Source organism: Candidatus Chromulinivoraceae bacterium (genome assembly GCA_035478595.1).
GTDB lineage: Bacteria > Patescibacteriota > Saccharimonadia > Saccharimonadales > Saccharimonadaceae > CAMLKC01.
In genome coordinates, this window is record DATIJL010000011.1 from 66839 (window position 1) to 84494 (window position 17656).

17 protein-coding genes are annotated in these 17656 nt (G+C 42.2%); 7 read left to right on the forward strand and 10 right to left on the reverse strand.

Features of this window, described 5'->3' with window-relative positions:
- Positions 1-87 precede the first annotated feature (87 nt).
- A complete protein-coding gene (locus VLG36_03235) occupies positions 88-2076 on the forward strand; it encodes a hypothetical protein (GenBank protein ID HSW77785.1) in 1989 nt (662 codons plus the stop codon).
- Positions 2077-2083: 7 nt separating this feature from the next.
- Here the strand turns inward: VLG36_03235 and VLG36_03240 are convergent, their stop codons facing one another.
- The 7 genes from VLG36_03240 to VLG36_03270 all read right to left on the reverse strand — a co-directional run bounded on the left by VLG36_03240 (position 2084) and on the right by VLG36_03270 (position 10362).
- Positions 2084-4441, reverse strand: a complete 2358-nt coding sequence (locus tag VLG36_03240) for a hypothetical protein (GenBank protein ID HSW77786.1) — start codon at positions 4439-4441, stop codon at positions 2084-2086.
- The gene (locus VLG36_03245; GenBank protein HSW77787.1) at positions 4438-5016 is read right to left on the reverse strand and encodes a hypothetical protein; all 579 of its coding nucleotides are present in this window, start codon (positions 5014-5016) and stop codon (positions 4438-4440) included. Before VLG36_03245 ends, VLG36_03240 begins: the two co-directional genes overlap by 4 nt.
- A 60-nt stretch (positions 5017-5076) precedes the next feature.
- On the reverse strand, positions 5077-6075 hold the full coding sequence (locus VLG36_03250) for a glycosyltransferase family 2 protein (GenBank protein HSW77788.1): 999 nt from the start codon (positions 6073-6075) through the stop codon (positions 5077-5079).
- Position 6076: 1 nt separating this feature from the next.
- Complete coding sequence (locus tag VLG36_03255; protein ID HSW77789.1) at positions 6077-7015, reverse strand: NAD-dependent epimerase/dehydratase family protein; 939 nt, start codon at positions 7013-7015, stop codon at positions 6077-6079.
- Positions 7008-8261 (reverse strand): hypothetical protein, encoded by a 1254-nt coding sequence (locus VLG36_03260; protein HSW77790.1) that lies wholly within the window; start codon positions 8259-8261, stop codon positions 7008-7010. Before VLG36_03260 ends, VLG36_03255 begins: the two co-directional genes overlap by 8 nt.
- Before the next feature lie 82 nt (positions 8262-8343).
- Positions 8344-9561, reverse strand: a complete 1218-nt coding sequence (locus VLG36_03265) for an ABC transporter ATP-binding protein (protein ID HSW77791.1) — start codon at positions 9559-9561, stop codon at positions 8344-8346.
- Positions 9562-10362, reverse strand: coding sequence for an ABC transporter permease (locus VLG36_03270; GenBank protein ID HSW77792.1), 801 nt, complete (start codon positions 10360-10362; stop codon positions 9562-9564). It lies immediately after the preceding gene.
- A gap of 23 nt (positions 10363-10385) precedes the next feature.
- Between VLG36_03270 and VLG36_03275 the strand changes: the two genes are divergently transcribed.
- From VLG36_03275 to VLG36_03300, 6 genes are read left to right on the forward strand one after another with little or no spacing between them, the layout of a single operon-like run.
- Positions 10386-11414: a glycosyltransferase family 2 protein gene (locus VLG36_03275; protein ID HSW77793.1), complete on the forward strand. Its 1029-nt coding sequence runs from the start codon at positions 10386-10388 to the stop codon at positions 11412-11414.
- A gap of 2 nt (positions 11415-11416) precedes the next feature.
- Positions 11417-12487 carry a succinate--CoA ligase subunit beta gene (locus VLG36_03280; GenBank protein ID HSW77794.1) on the forward strand — a complete coding sequence of 357 codons (1071 nt, stop codon included), beginning with the start codon at positions 11417-11419 and terminating at the stop codon, positions 12485-12487.
- Entirely contained in the window at positions 12480-13337 is an 858-nt protein-coding gene (sucD, locus tag VLG36_03285; protein HSW77795.1) for a succinate--CoA ligase subunit alpha, read from the forward strand. The genes VLG36_03280 and sucD overlap by 8 nt, the downstream gene beginning before the upstream one ends.
- 16 nt (positions 13338-13353) lie before the next feature.
- A complete protein-coding gene (locus VLG36_03290) occupies positions 13354-14313 on the forward strand; it encodes a glycosyltransferase family 2 protein (GenBank protein HSW77796.1) in 960 nt (319 codons plus the stop codon).
- Positions 14300-14719, forward strand: a complete 420-nt coding sequence (locus tag VLG36_03295) for a GtrA family protein (protein ID HSW77797.1) — start codon at positions 14300-14302, stop codon at positions 14717-14719. Before VLG36_03290 ends, VLG36_03295 begins: the two co-directional genes overlap by 14 nt.
- Before the next feature lie 18 nt (positions 14720-14737).
- Entirely contained in the window at positions 14738-15826 is a 1089-nt protein-coding gene (locus VLG36_03300; protein ID HSW77798.1) for a glycosyltransferase family 1 protein, read from the forward strand.
- 1 nt (position 15827) lies between these two features.
- Here VLG36_03300 and VLG36_03305 read toward each other — a convergent pair whose 3' ends face one another.
- The 3 genes from VLG36_03305 to rnpA are packed head-to-tail and all read right to left on the reverse strand — an operon-like array spanning position 15828 to position 17633.
- Entirely contained in the window at positions 15828-16289 is a 462-nt protein-coding gene (locus VLG36_03305; protein ID HSW77799.1) for a R3H domain-containing nucleic acid-binding protein, read from the reverse strand.
- Complete coding sequence (locus tag VLG36_03310; GenBank protein ID HSW77800.1) at positions 16289-17233, reverse strand: YidC/Oxa1 family membrane protein insertase; 945 nt, start codon at positions 17231-17233, stop codon at positions 16289-16291. Before VLG36_03310 ends, VLG36_03305 begins: the two co-directional genes overlap by 1 nt.
- 52 nt (positions 17234-17285) lie before the next feature.
- The gene (gene rnpA / locus VLG36_03315) at positions 17286-17633 is read right to left on the reverse strand and encodes a ribonuclease P protein component (GenBank protein ID HSW77801.1); all 348 of its coding nucleotides are present in this window, start codon (positions 17631-17633) and stop codon (positions 17286-17288) included.
- Positions 17634-17656: the final 23 nt, after the last annotated feature.

The window sequence follows — 17656 nt, forward strand, 5'->3', positions numbered from 1 at the left end:
TGACGACACTTCTTTTGTCATTACCGCTCTCTTTCGGTATAATCCATAGAGTATCCTGTGAGTTACTAGAGAATAAGGCGGATAAACATGAGAGTCTTCATCACTCAATTTCAAGATAACATTAAGAATAATTTGATAGTAGGCGGAGCGCTTTTAGGTGTTGTTCTACTTGGTTTTTATCTGCCTATAGTTGCACTTATCGTATCCATTGCTGTTTCCTATAGGTTACTTGCCCTAATTCTACACCGAGCGGTATTTGACAGTAAGTTCTTTATTTTTGCCACTTCCATTTTCTTTTATGTCCTCGTACTTCAGGCTGTCATTTTAATATCGTGGATTTTTTCAAGTAACTTTCCCCTTACACTTTGCGGCCCATTAACAACAGTCGTATTGCTCATTTTATATTTTTTAATAAAACCAACGATCCATAACCAGACCGTCGACAAAAAAATCAGTTTCTCACTCAGCCTTAAAGACACAATCTCGCTAGGAGTTTGCCTATTGGCGTTTATTGGATTCGTTCTACTCCCTATTCATTATTCTGGCGGCAAAGAACCCAGTACGATCATAGTCCTAATCAACCGCGTTATAGATGATCCAAACCACTTAGGAATGCTAAATGATCGACTTCAGTTTAATAGAGGAGTTATTTTACATAGTAGCGCTGATGGACACACAACGTCTAAAGGCGTTTCATTCTACCCAGCTGGCTGGCATTCTGCCAATGCCGTAATTATTAAATCTTTCTCTCCATCCATACAGACTGGTGCGGAGTCTCTTGTGGCATATGCCATATCAAAAACCTTTTGGTTTCTGTTTCTAATTTTTATTTTCACAAGATCTATCTTTAGCCTTTACAGCATATTTACTAAAGATAAACTGTCTCCCAATATATACGCGTGGGTAGGGATAGCCTCGTTATTATTTACTGGTTGGTTTTTAGTAGATCCGTATCTTGATGGTTTCTATAGTTTTATACCGCAACTCATAATTGTCCCCTTGTTCGTGCTTTCTCTTGTGCAAATATCATTCTTAAAAAAGAAAGAAAGCAGCTTACTACTTAACTCGCTCATCCTGCCCGCACTCCTTTGCATGGGGTCAGCTTTGTCATGGCTACTATTATTCCCTGTCTTTGCAGGGGCAACCATAATCTATTTACTAGATATCCTAAATAAGTGGGGAGCTATTAAAACACTCAAAGGTTTAACTACCCAACTTCCGCGATATCTATTCGTACTCGTCTTAGCACTAGCACCTATACTTGTACAAATCGTCAGTTCTAAAGGCACCGACCAATCCGTATCTCTCATAAAGGGGCTATTACTACCCGGTCCTATCCAAACATACCCTCCTAGTTTTTATAATTTTATCATTGCTGGTTTAGTGGTATTTGTCATCTTCGTCCTACAGCGTTCAAAGGCCGACAAGCTACAGCCTATTCTTGTTTATATTCTTGTTATTTTAGGTTTTACAGCATTATTATATTTACTTCAACTATTTTCAGCTCAAGCTAACTTTTATTACTACTTCAAATCGCTCAATGCGTTTTCGATTGCAGCGTCTATGCTTTGTATCGTTGGTATAGCATTTTTCCTTAATTGGGTCCAATCTCGATCATCACCATCACTCACCTTTTTAGTTGTAATTGTCATAGCCTCGCTTGCCGTGCAGTTCGTTTATACAAAACCGCTTCTGTTCACCTACATTAAAGGTGGCCGCGCAACAACTTCACAAATTAACGAGCAGATCTTTCACATACTCTCAACCGACTATTCACAAAGTAATTACAACAAAAAAGACATTGTAATTTTTTACCCAAAAAATAATCCCAACTTAAATGAGGTTGCGTCAAGATTGCTTAGCTCAAACAAGCCTTATGGCGAATGTTATGATGCCGTTAAAGGTGCTTCATTTTCCGTTGCACCAAAAGATTTCTCCGTTGCACCTATTGTGGACAGCTGTGATCCAACCACAAGAATTACCTATTATGTAGATCCGGACATGGTTTCATCTATTCAGGAGAAGATCACCGGAAGCAATCTACAAAATCGCATAACTCTCAAGACTATAGATTAGCTGTTATCTACTGCAGTGTCGATCCGACAGGAAAAAACGAGGCCGTCGAACGCGTAATATTGACCGTACTACCGGCTCCAGAGCTTAACGATGCGTACTTCGTCCAACTACCAATTGGATATAGCGTACCTTGATTGAGCTGATATATTGTACCATCCGGCGTGCGGACAAAGGCTGGAGGCGTCGCACTCTTACTTAGCACATTACACGTTTGCGCCCTCAACACTCGAGGTGTAATACCGCTTAGCGTCATCTGATAAAGTACATCACCCATTCCAACATAATTAGTTGCTCCGCAGGTTATATAAGAACCCAGAACGCTCGGATCCACAGTATATTTAGCAAGAATAGAATTACTTATTGTTCGAATTGACATATTTATGCCTAGATCCTCTGATGGGTCAAAGCTGCTCATAGGTACTAAATTATTGTAGCCATCTGTCATGTAAACCGTAGCATCCGAGGGCGTTTTTACCAATCTACCCGCACCAACAATAATATTTCCGGTAGGTATCGAGTTGATCAAATCGTTTGTAACCCATCCAATATATGGTTGACTATCGCCGGTAATAGACGTCAAGTCTTCCATTGCCACAAGGGGTCGTTTCTCGCCGCCCACGATAGCGAATACGGTAGCATCGTCATATGATTTTAACAGCGATACCGTCGATAAAGAGCCCGAACCAGACAGTTTTGCAGTTGTTGTAGACGGCAGTTGTACCGGAGATATTCCAAAAGATGTAGGATCGGGTACGGTTTTTTTGCCATCTCGTGTCAGTACATACTCATTACCAGATTCATCAATCAGGCTACTATTAACCGTCTTAGGGGCGATTGATGTTTGGTCTATACTTTGATTGTCCAACTGGCCTGAAGTAAAGGTAGAGAACGCTGTATCGACAGCTCCCGACACAGCTAGTGGATATAACGTCGTTCCATTACTAAATAACTTTCGGGTCGGGTCTTGTCGGCTCTGAACTACAACATCTTTTCTGATGAACGGTTTGCCATATGGCAAATAATTAAATGCTGAATCACTCAAAAGGTTATACCCCGCAGATATACTCGCATCGGAAAGCGATTGATCGTCAAACACTTCTTGCTTCGCACCTGCATTGATATAGTAGGTATGCCCCGACTTGGTCTTCATGCCTTGTGTCACTGCAGGACCTGTTGAAAATTGATTTATTTCTGACTCGGTCAAGCTTGCAATCGATGAACAATCACCGCCATAGGCGCTAACCATCGCACACGAAGTAAATGGCAATTTTATATTGGCATCATAAAAGTATATCGTTCCGTCGGTACCTTTTATAAATCTACCTAAGAGAGGGCCCGTGGGAATGTTATCGAGATATGCCTGCGATACAAACCCTATACCACCAAGCCCAGGTGCTGCCCCAATAAGACTCGTATCTGAAATTGGGTATTTAACCTTATCGCCCACTAAATACACCGTCGAATCATTTGCGCTTCTTACAAAGTTACCATTCGTAAGTGTTGACCCAAACCATTCTTGCCAATAAAACCAGAAGTTACGATTACCATACGAACCGCAAGAAGCCGTACCGGGATATGCGTTTAGGGAAGCATCGTTAGGCGTATAAGGTGTATAAATATATAGGCTTGCGGTTGCATAGTTTTGTATGTACACATCTTTCGTACCGCAGCTTGGATCCGGACTGTATTGAATAGTGTTCCATTGTCCAGGAGCATAGTTATATGTGCCCATGTGGTCGTAGTAGTACCGTAGCTGCCACGCAGAGTACATTACCTGCTTATAAAATCCTGCTTTATCCGACTGACAAGCAGCAGAATAATTTGGGCCGCTATCTGGACATGCATAGCCCATCGCGTATTTATATTGTGATTTCATTGGCCAAGAGTCACTAAACAAGTTGAGTGACTCTTTACGAAGCATTACAAGAAGCACTTTTGGATTGATATTATACGCCTTAGAAGCGTCATAAATTATTTGCGCCGCACTAACACCCCCACTGAAAGCTCCGCCACCTTTTTCAAAGGAGGTTTCACCAGTTGTGGGGTTTTCATAATAGTTGTTAAGACAAACGTATGGAGGTCCGGGCCATCCTTTTATTTGCTGAGCATATTGTGCATTCGTTAAATTGCCATAACCCGACGGTTGCGTGCCCCACGTGTCACAGGCTGGTACGTGCGAATTGAGAAAGTTTTGTATATTGCTTGGTCCGCCCATACTATCTGGATCATAAAAAATTGCATCGTCAATAATACGGCTGGGGTCAAACCCTGTTACGCTAACAGCGTGAGCTGTGTTAGTCCATAAAAAGAGACTGCCAAAAAAAGCAGAAGTAATAATTCCAAGAATTATTACTTTGCGGCTCATTTAGTAAATTCCTTTGTATTTGACACACCTTCAGCGCTTGAAGAAGCGTACTTTAGTACCACCTTCCAAGCTCCGCCCGCCGTCAGCTCGTCGGCACTAAAACTAACAGATTCGCATGTTGTTGATGTAGGGTTTGTAAGAGTGTTAGACGTTTTAGTAATAACAGTACTGCCATTCGTAAACGTATATGTACAGGAGCCGCCTTCTTGAACTAAATTAGTCACAAGGCCACTCGCCTTCACTGTGTTATTTGTCACACTTGCGTTTGTTAATAAGACATTAACCGATTGCTTGCCAGATGATGTCGCACTCGGTGGGGTAGGCACATCCGTTTGATCATTTTGTGTTTTTGCTTGTGGATTGTCCACTAGTTCTTGAGATTTTTGCTTTTCAGCATCACTTCGTTCTAAGTTAACATACTGCCCTGCTGGGTTATTACCTTTTGCTTGCACAAACGGAGGGTAATGGTATTTTAATGCCACGCCAAGATAGGAGATTACAACAACAGCAAGAGCGCCACCGGCAATCGCTATAATTTTGTTTTTACCATGTTTCTTCTTATGTATTTTTATCATATATGATCCAGCATAAAACTTACGCTTATCCTATGTTTATTTTAACATAAAAATGCTGAATTACTTGCTTATTTTGGCACGCATTTCTTCTAGAGAGTGTTTACCAAACATAGCATCGTCAGAAAGTTCAACTTTAACAGCGAGTCGTACACCGCGCCATTTCTCGATATGGTATAACGGGTTTACAAGCAACCAGTATATTTTTCGTTTAAGTGAATACTCGCCATCGTATATCGTGCGTACAGCGTCCTTTATGACACCGAGTATCGTCACTTTGATGATGTGTTTGATGGATGGTTTGGTAACTTTTGTGCCAATTTTACGCAGACCTATGATTTCATCAAACATACGGTGTTTATACTCTCTCAGCGTAAGGTCGTTAGAGTGAAGAACACTTGCTCTTGCGGCGTAAACTTTATAGAGACCCGCTTCGATCACATCTCTTCCAAACAGCTGGTCCTCGGAGTATGGCACATCTCGATATGGTAACTCATCAACAAGATACGATCGTCGCGCTGCGGAGTTTACATCCGAATAAAAAGTCACAGAATCCTTGTAAATTGGGTTTTTCATAAAGTTGTCTTTATAGAAAATAGTTGTTCCAAAATCTGGGCCAAGATTGCGAAACGCAGTCCGGATCTCATATTTTTGCAATGGAACACACTTCGGACGAGGAATTTGCTTACCTGTTACACCCACAATTTTAGGATTAATTGCGAATGGCGCAATCATCTCGTGCAGCCAGGAGTCGTGCGATGGAATTGCGTCATGGCTGAGATAGACAACAAACTCACCTTTAGCCTCATGCGCGGCTTCGTTTCGAGTCTTGCCATGACCAAACTCTGCTTTGGTGATTGTTTTTGTACGAAGATTCTTATGTTTCTTTTTGTATTTTTCGATGATTTGAGGAGTTTTATCTGTTGATGAGGTATCAAAAATAAGCACCTCGTATTCAAAATCCACCTTTTGACGAAACACACTCCGTAGAAGATCGTTCAAATACGGCTCTGCTTGCCAGGTAGGAATAAATATTGTTGCTTTTATCTTAGTATCTTTCACGTTATTCCTTGCTAATTTCTTGAGTTATATAGTCATAAGTCTTACGCATTCCATCCTCAAGCGATGTTGCAGCTACGGGTTGGCCAAATTCTTCTTTAAATCTAGTTGTGTCTAAAACAACTTTTCTAACAAATGTACTTGGCGTCTCTTTACGGTCAATTTTGGGAAATTTTCCTGACACTCGGCATGCCACATCTACTAACTGATTCACATCTGTACCAACGCCAGATCCCATATTGTATGTATCATGCATTGTTTTTTTCTGAAAAATCGCAGCAATCGTGTCGGTAAGATCTCGTACATAAATATAGTCCCTTACCATACTACCATCTCCAAAAACAGTAATAGGCTGATTACGAGCCATACACTCTAAAAATATCGGTATGACACCCTGCTTACGATGAAATGGCTGCCGTTCTCCATAAGGATTCGAGATACGCAAACATATCGAGTCAAGCTGGTGTTTAACTCGAAAATATCGTAAATAATGTTCAATCGTCAGCTTACCAATGGCATACGGTGAGACTGGGTAGGGCACTTCTGTTTCCTTATAGGACGTCGCTCCGGTATCACCATAAATTGAACCGCCCGTGGAGGCAAAGATAACTTTTTTAATATTCGCCGCTGCACACAACTTAAAAAGCTCAACGCTCATACGTATATTCGTGTTGATATCAATTGATGGGTCATTCTCGGCTGATACGGGTGTTGTTGTCGAAATAAAATGAAAGACATATTCGATATCATCGAGCGATTTTTTTATATCATCGAGGTTAAGGTAGTCGCCCGCAACAACCTCAATTTGGTCCGATGACTTAAACTGCGGCTTACGTGAGCTAAATCTATCGAATGCACGAACGGTATGTCCACCAGCAACAAGAGAGTCGACAAGATGACTCCCAATAAAGCCATTTGCACCAAGAACTAAAACATTAGCCACGAGAAAGTTCTCTATCTAATACGCCGAGGAATCGCTCACCTGCAACATCCCAACCATCCACAGGTACACTGGCAGCAGCTTTTTTGGCGTATGCAGAAAGATCGGCTCTTTTTACGGTCTCGATAAGCGCGTTAGCAAGTGCTTGCGGAGAAGGCTCCGTGTAGGCAATGTATGGATTATCACTTACGAGCCGGTTATTAGGAGCATCGTTAACGATAGGAATTGTTCCGCAGGCAAGCAACTCTAAGGGTAATAAAGACATATTTGTTAGTGACATAACGAGTGCTGCAGCCGACTTGTTGTAGAGCTCTGGTAGTTCACTTATCTGAAGAGCTGTGTGGTTGACGTAGGGAAATGGCACATCCCACTCCGAGACATCCCACCCTGCAAGATTAATCGTATACTCTGGCATTGCCTTATGAAAAATCTCTAGCGCCATAACGCCAAGGTCAAAGCCACGACGCTCGGTTACTGGGCGGGCATAGAAGAATATTTCTTTTCGTTTTTTAGTATTCGTAAGTTGATAAAGATCCTTGTTCGCACCAAAATCATAGTGGTCACATACCATCCCATAATCTGCACTCAGCTTGCTCGAGAGCCAACCGCCGGCAGTGATTCCGTGAAAACCAAATTTATATGTATTTTCTGCCAAGATGTAATCTGTTCCCATGGGATAAAAATATGGTTCAAAATCTTGAACAAAGTACATTTTTTGCGCATTTGTTTTTGCATTAAACACAGGGTATGCCGTTTCCCACCCCGTTGCAAACACGACATCCGCCTCCGCCATGGTACCGTTATACTTTTCAAAACTAAGGTTTTTAGCGGTTGAATACGAAGCCACGTTTTCCTTAGCCTGCACGATGGTCATATCATCAAACGTGCTATAGAGATAGATGTTGTTTTTGTGACCCATCTTATCTAGCAGGCTTATGAAACGAAATATATTCTGATGTCCGCCGCCGCCTCCTGGAGGTGACATAACCCAGTTAATCGTATAAGGAGGTTTGACAGATTTTTTTGCCGTATTTATATCATATGGCTGCTCTGACCAATTTGCTTCCATAACATTAGAACGATCTACGAGTGAAGTAAACTTTCGTTTCAATGCAGGATTATTACTATGCTGGATTTGCGTTTTCCTTAGCTTCTTCAGACCTTTAATACCAAGAGAAACAACGCCTTCATTTTTAAGTACAGTTGCACTTTTTCGTGCATATTTTTTCAAGCTACTTACTTTTACCATAGGTCTAGTATATGATAAACGACCTATTTTTACCTAGAGCTTCGTTCAGATTACAACACATTGCAGACATCTCTCGCGAATACTACGTAATGTCGATGGAGTAGTTTATCTTAGGATGAAGAAGCACATTTGGCATGTCCCACCCAATGACATTAAACTCACAACCTTCGTCCATCCTACTGGATACACTCTGGTCCGACTCATCCGTAACGGTTACCGATACGAGATACTTTCCGTCGTTATATATACCATCTAGCTTCCATTTTATCGTAATTGTTTGTCCCGCTTTTACAGGTTTGAGTTTTCGTTCCATAAGGTTTGTATCAAGTGCGGATAAGATCATCCCGCCCGGGTTATTGAATGTCAGGAGAATAGATGGCTTTTCTATATTTTCTTTAAACGTAATAGAACTTTCTACAATGAATGCTTCGGCTGGTTTAAATAGCGCCTTTTCTGTGCCCTCTAAATCAGTTATCTTTAAATCGGTAATCGTACTTGATTTTGCTATATTTTTACTTGAGTGCTGACGCCGCCGATTATTCTTTTTAGAAGAGTCATCAGTACTTTCGAAATTCAGACCCCTATACACATCAGTTGCAGGCTCTGTGTCACCGTCAAAAATGACTTTACCCTTATTTAAAACAATCGCGCGGGTGCAAAAACGCTGCACAGCACTCATATCGTGAGTAACAAGCACGACTGTTTTGCCTTTTTGCTTAAGTTCGTTAAAGTAGTCATAACATTTTCGTTGGAACGCCTCATCTCCCACTGCTAAGACCTCATCAAGAACAAGAATATCTGTATTTGCCTGAATCGCAATTGAAAACGCAAGGCGTACTTGCATGCCCGACGAATAGTTCTTAAGTTTTTGATCCATGAACCGCTCAAGTTCAGCAAACGCAACAATCTCGTCGTATATCTTTGCAACTTCTGAGCGAGAGAATCCAAGTAGCGCACCATTAAGAAAAACATTGTCTCTACCAGAAAGTTCAGGGTTAAAACCAACACCAAGCTCAATAAATGGCGTTAGCTTGCCATTAATGTCTACGTGACCTTCATCGGGCGTATAGATACCAGAAAGAACTTTAAGCAGTGTACTCTTACCACTTCCGTTACGACCTAAGATACCCAAAAACTCACCCTTATGTACGTCAATGTTCAAGCCCTTTAAAACGTGTTGGGTTTCGTAACCTCGTTTGCCGAAGTTAATGATCATACCCTTAAGCGTATTTTGCTTTTCATGTGGCAGTTTAAACGTTTTATGTATATGAGCGATTTTAATTGCAATATTGTCATTCATTTAAATATTCTCCGCAAAGTACTTGGACTCTTTCCTAAAGTACGCAATTCCTCCAACAAGCGTCACTGCAACAACAACCATAGGAAGCACAACATAAACGAATGAGTGGTATAAGATACCGGATGTTAAGGCTTGGTGAGTGACTGTGTTATACCGTGCATCCTGCACTGCCTGTGCGATTGGACTTAGAAGTAATAGCTTCTGTACAAAAACAGAAGTGATCATGCTGAGAGGATAAATAATTGGCGTTGCATAAAACCCTGCTTGGAGTACCACCTCCCAGATATAACTAACGTCTCTAAATTTTACATATGCAGCAGAGAGAAATAGAGAGACTCCTAATGCAAACAAATATATTTCAATAATATTAAACGGAAGCAGAAGAATTGTTGGAGTTAGCGGCACCTGATTAATTACCATGAATATACCAACCACAATAAGGTTTAGGAATAGATTGATAAGAGCAGAAATGCTACTAGAAAAAACAATTACCCAGCGAGGTATGCGAATTTTCCGGATAAGATCGCCCCTACCTACAATTGAACCAAGACTTTGCGAAGTTGTTTCGTTAAAAAAGTTCCATAGAACGATACCGAGTAAAAGGTAGACCGGGTAGTGTGGAACATCTTTACCAATCTTAAGGAAGTAAACGAAGACAATATAAAGAATTACGAAGAGTAATAATGGCTTCAAAAGAGACCAAGCGTATCCTAGAACTGATCCTTGATACCTTAGTTTAAAGTCTGTACGAACGAGTTCGGCAAGCAGAACTCTATTTTTCTTAGAAAGTATTCTGTTCATCTTTTATTGTATTATAGGGAAAGATGAATAATAAGTCGATAGAACGCATTGCCGTCGTAGTATTGAATTACAAAGCACCAAACGATACCGTAGCGTGTGTTGAATCCTTACTAAAACAATCGTTGTCAAATTTTATGATTGTCCTAGTTGAAAATGGATCTCAAGACAATTCTGCCGATGTCTTAGAGACACTTAAGAAGAAGCACTCTTCTAGAGTTACTCTCCTACTTAATAAAAAAAATCTTGGGTTTACTGGCGGCGTTAACGCCGGTATTTCATGGTCACGAGACAATAATTATGACTATGTGGCGTTACTTAATAATGACGCTCTAGCAGATCCTAAATGGCTCGAGACCCTCTTACTGCGAGCCCGTAGCGATAAAAGTCTCGGCATCGTCACTAGTCTCTTACTCCATGCTGATGGTAAAACAATCGACAGCACCGGAGAACAATATAGTATATGGGGCCTCTCATTTCCTCGTGGCCGTGGTAAAAAAGCAATGACCGCACCGGAGGGTGGGTTAGTATTCGGAGCAACAGGAGGGGCAAGTTTATACCGTACAGCTTTGTTTGATGATATTGGAATATTCGACAATGCCTTCTTTGCATATTACGAAGATGTAGACTTAAGTTTTCGTGCACAATTACGCGGTTGGAAAGTATATTATGAGCCTAAAGCTACTGCCTATCATAAGCAAGGGGCAACGAGCAGCAAAATGCCAGGTTTCACCGTTTACCAAACGTTCAAAAATCTACCTATTGTATATACAAAAAATGTTCCTCGCCCTCTTCTTATCTCTGTGGGGATTCGCTTTTGGTTTGCGTATATAATCATACTGTTAAATGCTATTAAGAATGGTAACGCTCAACCAGCTCTAAAAGGTTTTTTTAAGGGAATTGTATTATTTTGGAGCCATGCTATTCCTGCAAGATTTGCAATCCAATCTCGAAAGACAGCAAAGACTACTTACATAAAAGAGTTACTTTGGCCCGATTTGCCACCAGACCAAAAAGGACTTCGAGCACTTCGTAAGTTCTTTACAGGTAAATAAATATGAAACTTCTCGAATACGAAGCAAAAAACATCCTCAAAACAGCCAGTTTGCCCATTCCAAAAAGCATCGTCATCTCCTTAGATTCGGATGTCTCTTCTATTTCTACGCCTATCATCTTAAAGTCCCAAGTCCCCGTAGGCGGAAGAGGCAAAGCAGGCGGTGTGCAGATTGTGCATAATGACGATAGGCTGCAGCAGGTTTTCAACATGTTATTTGACCTTGAAATTAAAGGGTATAAACCGTCGAAAATATTAGGCGAAGAAGTGTTAAACATAAAGAACGAACATTACCTTTCGTTGCTGATTGACCGCGAAAATGCTTGCTTGCGGCTCATGGCGCATACAAACGGCGGTGTTGAAGTTGAATCTCATAACTCAGAGGAATTCTTTTCTCGTGCTATCGATGGCGAAACGATTTCATCCTGTAGTGCAGATCTCGCCGCGTACCTTGGATATGTGACCGATCTTATTGAACCGTTTATTCGTAAGCTATATAATGCATTCATTAAAAACGATGCAACACTTTTAGAGGTCAATCCCCTTGTTTATACCGATAAAAATGCTCTCGTCTGCGGCGATTGTAAGATGGAGCTTGACGATGCCGCCGCATTTCGTCACCCGGAGTGGGACTTTACAGATAAGCCTCACGATGCCAACTTTGTCGTTCTCGATCCTAATGGAACAGTCGCAACTATTGCAAACGGCGCCGGGCTCGACATGGCAACCGTGGATGCTGTTGCTGTGCGCGGTCTTACACCCGCAAACTTTTTAGATATTGGCGGTGGCGCAAACACCGAGAGTGTTTTACGTGCATTTCAAAAAATCGTCGAATTTCCTGCTGTTCAGGCAATCGTCATTAATATTTTTGCCGGCATTACTCGCTGCGACGAAGTGGCAAAGGCAATCATCGCCGCAAAAAAACAAATTCCGAACCTGCCTCCGCTTTTTATACGTCTTGCGGGTACTAATTTTGAAGAAGCAGTTGCGCTTCTTTCTACTGAAAATATCCCCACCCTCGCCACACTCGAGGACTGTCTTGAGGCTGCGAGCCAAGAGGTAAATAATGAATAATTCCCTACTCACCCCAAAAAACGTTATCGTGCAGGGTATAACTGGTACGCACGGCGCTTTCCATACTGCTGCAATGCGCGCCGCAGGTACGAATATAATTGCCGGAACATCCCCAAATAAAGCAGGTGAGACTATTGGCGGCATACCAGTCTACGCAACCATCGCCGATATTCAAAAAGACATGACGATCGATGCGAGCGTAGTGTTTGTGCCCGCGCCTTTTGCAAAAAGCGCTTTGCTTGAAGCCGTAGAAGCTCATATACCTCTTATAGTTTGTATTACCGAGGGCGTTCCCGTTCACGATATGCTTGTCGTTAAAAAGGCGGCCAACAAGGCTGGTGTAAGGATTATCGGACCAAATTGTCCAGGAATTTTATTACCTGGCACCACAAAACTTGGCATTATCCCCGCCTCTATGGGACTGCCAGGTTCAATCGGCGTTGTTAGTCGTTCCGGTACACTTACCTACGAGGCTGCCGCTGGCTTAAGTAAGCGGGGATTGGGTCAAAAATATATTATAGGTATTGGCGGCGACCGCATACGCGGCATGGGTTTTATTGAATGCCTAGAGCTATTCCAGAGTGATCCCGACGTGACATCTATTGTACTGATTGGTGAAATTGGTGGAACCGACGAACAACGTGCCGCCGAATACATCAAACAACACGTCACCAAACCCGTTTATGGATACATTGCCGGCCATGAGGCGCCGCTCGGTGTACAACTAGGACATGCTGGCGCCATTTTAGGCGGCGAAAACGAGTCAGCTGCAGCCAAAACCTTAGCACTTAAAAACGCTGGCGCGACTACATTTACAAGCATTGTCGAACTCATTCAGGCAGTTAAATAATGGTATACTACTCCTAATGACTGGACGTAAAAAAATCAGCATCCTTATCCCCGCCTACAACGAACAAGGCGCTTTACGGCATCTTTATGAACGGCTCAATAAGCTTGCGGGCGAAACAAAAGATTATGACTTTGAATTTTTATTTGTAAACGACGGCAGCCGCGACCGTACGCTTGAAATTATAAAAACCTACGCCGAAACCGACCCGCGAATCGCCTATGTAAATTTATCCCGTAACTTTGGAAAAGAGATCGCCATGATCGCCGGCCTCGACCACGTAACGGGTGATGCAACCGTTATTATCGATGCCGACCTGCAAGACCCGCCAGAGCTCATCCCTACCATGATTAAGTTTTGGGAGGAAGGCTACGATGATGTCTACGCGAGGCGAAATAGCCGTAAAGGGGAGACGTGGCTTAAAAAATCTACCTCATCCGCTTTTTATAAGGTACTTCAGCGGTCAACGCGCATTCCTATCCAACAAGATACGGGTGACTTTCGTTTGCTTGATCGCCGCTGCGTAGAGGCTATTAAACAAATCCGTGAGAGTCAGCGCTTTACCAAGGGTATGTTTAGCTGGATTGGTTACAAAAAGAAGGAAATTACGTACGAACGCGACCCTCGTATTGCCGGCGAAACCAAGTGGAATTACTTTTCCCTCGTTAACCTCGCCATTGAAGGAATTGTATCTTTTACAACATCACCATTACGAATTTCTACCTATGTAGGGCTTATTGTATCGCTATGGGCTTTTCTCTATGTTATCTACCTGGTTATTCGCACCCTCATTTATGGCAGTGACCTTGCCGGTTACCCTTCTATGATGGCGGTCATCCTCTTTATCGGTGGCGTTCAGTTACTTTCGCTTGGTATTATCGGCGAATACATCGGTCGTATTTTTAACGAGACCAAGCAGCGTCCTCTTTATTTTGTAGAGGAATATCACACCGGTAAACCTTCACATGATAAAAAATAAAGAAGAAAAAGCTCGGTTTGTTGCTGTTGGCGGCGCCAACACGGTTATCGATTTTGGCTTGCTGTTTTTATTGAAAAGCCTTGGCCTGCCTACTATTACCGCAAATATCATCTCTACCACCACAGCGTTTTGTTTTAGTTTTTTTGCCAACAAAAAATACACCTTTAAAACGACAGACACGAATGTAAAAAGAGAAGTTCTGTTATTTGTTGTTGTAACCTTATTTGGCTTATGGGTACTCCAAACAATCGTCATTAAAATGGTACTCACCTTTATTGGCACCTATCTATCGGCTGATCTCGCTTTACTGGTAGCTAAGCTTTGCGCAACAGTCGTGTCGCTTGTATGGAACTACCTCCTTTACTCACGCGTCGTATTCAAGCCTGCCGTTACTAATAATAAATAGCTTATACCAGGAGTTTTTATGCATATCGCCATCGACGCCCGAATCATCAATTCCTCTACTGGCCGCTATGTCGAGCGACTCGTTCATTATTTAGAGAAAATCGATACCACTAACAAATATTCTATTTTAGTCCCTACAAAAGATAAGGATTTTTATAAACCAAAGAATCCTAATTTCAATGTTCTTACGATTGATTTTCCTAATTACTCGTTTTCTGAGCAGACCGGATTTAAAAACTTTTTAGACGAACTCGCGCCCGACCTGGTGCATTTTTGCATGCCACAACAGCCACTAGGTTACAACGGTATACACGTCACAACAGTGCACGACTTAACACTTCTGCAAACGTATAATTCCGATAAAAACTGGCTCATATTCCACGCAAAACAGCTTGTTGGCCGGTATGTATTTAAAAAAGTAGGGGAAACAAGCACGCATATTATTACGCCAACACAGTATGTAAAAGATGATTACGTAAAGTTCGCCCATATTCCCGAGAGTAAGGTTACCGTTACCTACGAATCGGCAGATGTATTTGTCGATAAGCTGACGCCCTACAAGCATCCGTTCAAGGAATACATTATGTACGTTGGTCAGCAAAGCGACTACAAAAACATTCGTCGACTTGGCGATGCGCATCAAAAACTGCTCGAAAAGCACCCTAATCTCGGGTTAATTTTGGTCGGTAAGAAAACGCCTGCCCATATTAAGACTGAGGAGTATTTTACGCAAAAAGGGTATAAAAATATCCACTACACCGGATTCATCGAAGACGCCCAGCGTGATTGGCTTTTTTCAAATTGTTCAGCCTATGTATTCCCCTCGCTTATGGAAGGATTTGGCCTTCCCGCCCTTGAAGCTATGGGTTATGGCGCACCCGTTGCAAGCAGCTCGGCAACCTGTCTACCTGAAGTCTACGGAGATGCCGCTCACTACTTCGACCCGCTTAATACCTATGATATAGCTCGTGCTATAGATGACATTCTTACTGACCCGAAACTTCGCAAGCAGTTGATCGAAAAAGGCTATAAGCAAATAAAAAAATACTCGTGGAGCCGCATGGCGCAGCAAACCCACGAGATCTATATTAATGCTTTAAAAAAGTAATTTAAGAAGTTTTTTGCGCAATGATGATCTTGCGATCACGGCCTTCGCCTTCAGAGAACGTACGAATGTCGTCATACTCATCTGCAACACGATGTACGACGCGACGATCAGCAGCGTTAAGACTAGCAACATAAGAATCGCCGCTCGTACGAACCTGCTCGATCCATTCACGAGCTTGTTCGGCGACTTTTTCAGCACGTTGTTTTTTGTAATCAGCAATGTCGAGATTAACGCGGGTGAGCGCTGCGTCTTTATTGCGAAGTGTCGTAGATAGTGTGTACTGCAAACTACGCAGTGTTTCGGCGTTACGACCAATGAGCAGGCTATTGCTCTCAGTAGAGGGGACACTTAGCTCAATAATATCGTCTTCTTGCATAGCTTCAACAGAAACATTCACTCCAAAAAATGAAAGGATGTCCTCAAGGTACTTTTTTGCGAAGTCGATAGATTCTTGAGCGTTCATTATTTTGTCCCTTTCTTCTTTATGTCCTTAGCTTTAATGCGAGTTACCGTCCCTGTCTTAGCAGCTTTTTCGCGAGCCTTAGCAGTTGCCTTTTTGACTGGTTTTGGCGAAGGTTCGTCGGCGATCTCTTCCATCTCCACTTCGTCTTTTTTAAGAAGGTACGCTTGTTGTGCTACCGCAACAAGGTTTGATACAGCGTAGTATAGCGCCAATGCGCCAGGAACGCCAATCATAATAAAGAACATAAAGAATGGAAGCACTTTCGTCATTTTACCCATAACGATCGCATTCATCTCAGACTGATCGGCCTGCTTGCCATCAGCTGCTTCGGCCATAACGTCACGGAGACGTTTTTTGTTTTCCGTTTGCGGCATAGTCTGCTTACTCATAAAGTATTGAGTAGCAGCTGCTATGAGAGCTACGATAACTAGAACAACATCAACACCTTGGTTAGAAAAGGCTGTTTTTGTAAGATCCACAATACCTAGTAGTTTTTCGTTAAAACGATCAGGATGCTGAATAAGCTGTTGAATGGGACCGATGTGCTCCATAAAGCCGTAGGTGTACTTGCCAATCTCATCTCGATGAGAGGTAAAGATACGAATCACGCTATATAGCGCAATAAAGATAGGCAACTGAATAAGTAAAATGCCAATTGAACGGAATGGGTTAACCCCATGCTTTTTATACAGCTCAAGCATCATCATGCTTTCCATTTGCTTATTGCCCTTCGCCTGCGCCTTAATGCGCTTTAGCTCGGGTTGCATCTTTTTCATGGCCTGGGTTTGGTGCAGCTGCTTTTTTACAAGCGGGAACAGCGCGAACCGAACCAACACCGTAAAGATAATGAGGCTAACACCAAAGTCGCCGCCAGGAATAATACTGTACAGGCCGATCAACAGGTTAAATATTGGCTGCACAATTAAAATGTCAAAAATATTCACTCTTAAAAACTCCAGAAAACTATTTGCATTATATTATAGCAGTTTGTAGTAATTATTGATACAGACCAGCTTGGTCAAACAACTGCTGAATCGTTTCTTTTAGCTCGGATGCCGGCATAGCAACGAGCTCACTAGAAAATACGATAACAACAATATCGCTCGCAGCTTTCATATGAGGAAGTTCCTCACGAATAACTTCATAGATACGACGACGAATACGGTTTCGGCCGACGGCGCTTTTTAAAACCTTTTTACTGACAACAATAGCAAACCTAGAATGTTTACGGCGTGGATTATCCGTGTGCTTAACCGTCATGAAATGAGAACGGACAGCCTGTCCGTTTTTATATACATAGCGCAAACTGCCATGGCCGTGAAATCGATGTATCGCAGATAACATAAATGTTAGTTTTTATTATACCT

What these genes read in the sequence shown, in the direction of transcription:
- VLG36_03270 (HSW77792.1), bottom strand. Translation starts at nt 10,362, where the DNA reads ATGAACAGAATACTTTCTAAGAAAAATAGAGTTCTGCTTGCCGAACTC.
- sucD (HSW77795.1), top strand. Translation starts at nt 12,480, where the DNA reads ATGAATAATTCCCTACTCACCCCAAAAAACGTTATCGTGCAGGGTATA.
- VLG36_03240 (HSW77786.1), bottom strand. Translation starts at nt 4,441, where the DNA reads ATGAGCCGCAAAGTAATAATTCTTGGAATTATTACTTCTGCTTTTTTT.
- VLG36_03260 (HSW77790.1), bottom strand. Translation starts at nt 8,261, where the DNA reads ATGGTAAAAGTAAGTAGCTTGAAAAAATATGCACGAAAAAGTGCAACT.
- VLG36_03235 (HSW77785.1), top strand. Translation starts at nt 88, where the DNA reads ATGAGAGTCTTCATCACTCAATTTCAAGATAACATTAAGAATAATTTG.
- VLG36_03305 (HSW77799.1), bottom strand. Translation starts at nt 16,289, where the DNA reads ATGAACGCTCAAGAATCTATCGACTTCGCAAAAAAGTACCTTGAGGAC.
- VLG36_03300 (HSW77798.1), top strand. Translation starts at nt 14,738, where the DNA reads ATGCATATCGCCATCGACGCCCGAATCATCAATTCCTCTACTGGCCGC.
- VLG36_03295 (HSW77797.1), top strand. Translation starts at nt 14,300, where the DNA reads ATGATAAAAAATAAAGAAGAAAAAGCTCGGTTTGTTGCTGTTGGCGGC.
- VLG36_03275 (HSW77793.1), top strand. Translation starts at nt 10,386, where the DNA reads ATGAATAATAAGTCGATAGAACGCATTGCCGTCGTAGTATTGAATTAC.
- VLG36_03245 (HSW77787.1), bottom strand. Translation starts at nt 5,016, where the DNA reads ATGATAAAAATACATAAGAAGAAACATGGTAAAAACAAAATTATAGCG.
- VLG36_03280 (HSW77794.1), top strand. Translation starts at nt 11,417, where the DNA reads ATGAAACTTCTCGAATACGAAGCAAAAAACATCCTCAAAACAGCCAGT.
- VLG36_03290 (HSW77796.1), top strand. Translation starts at nt 13,354, where the DNA reads ATGACTGGACGTAAAAAAATCAGCATCCTTATCCCCGCCTACAACGAA.
- VLG36_03265 (HSW77791.1), bottom strand. Translation starts at nt 9,561, where the DNA reads ATGAATGACAATATTGCAATTAAAATCGCTCATATACATAAAACGTTT.
- rnpA (HSW77801.1), bottom strand. Translation starts at nt 17,633, where the DNA reads ATGTTATCTGCGATACATCGATTTCACGGCCATGGCAGTTTGCGCTAT.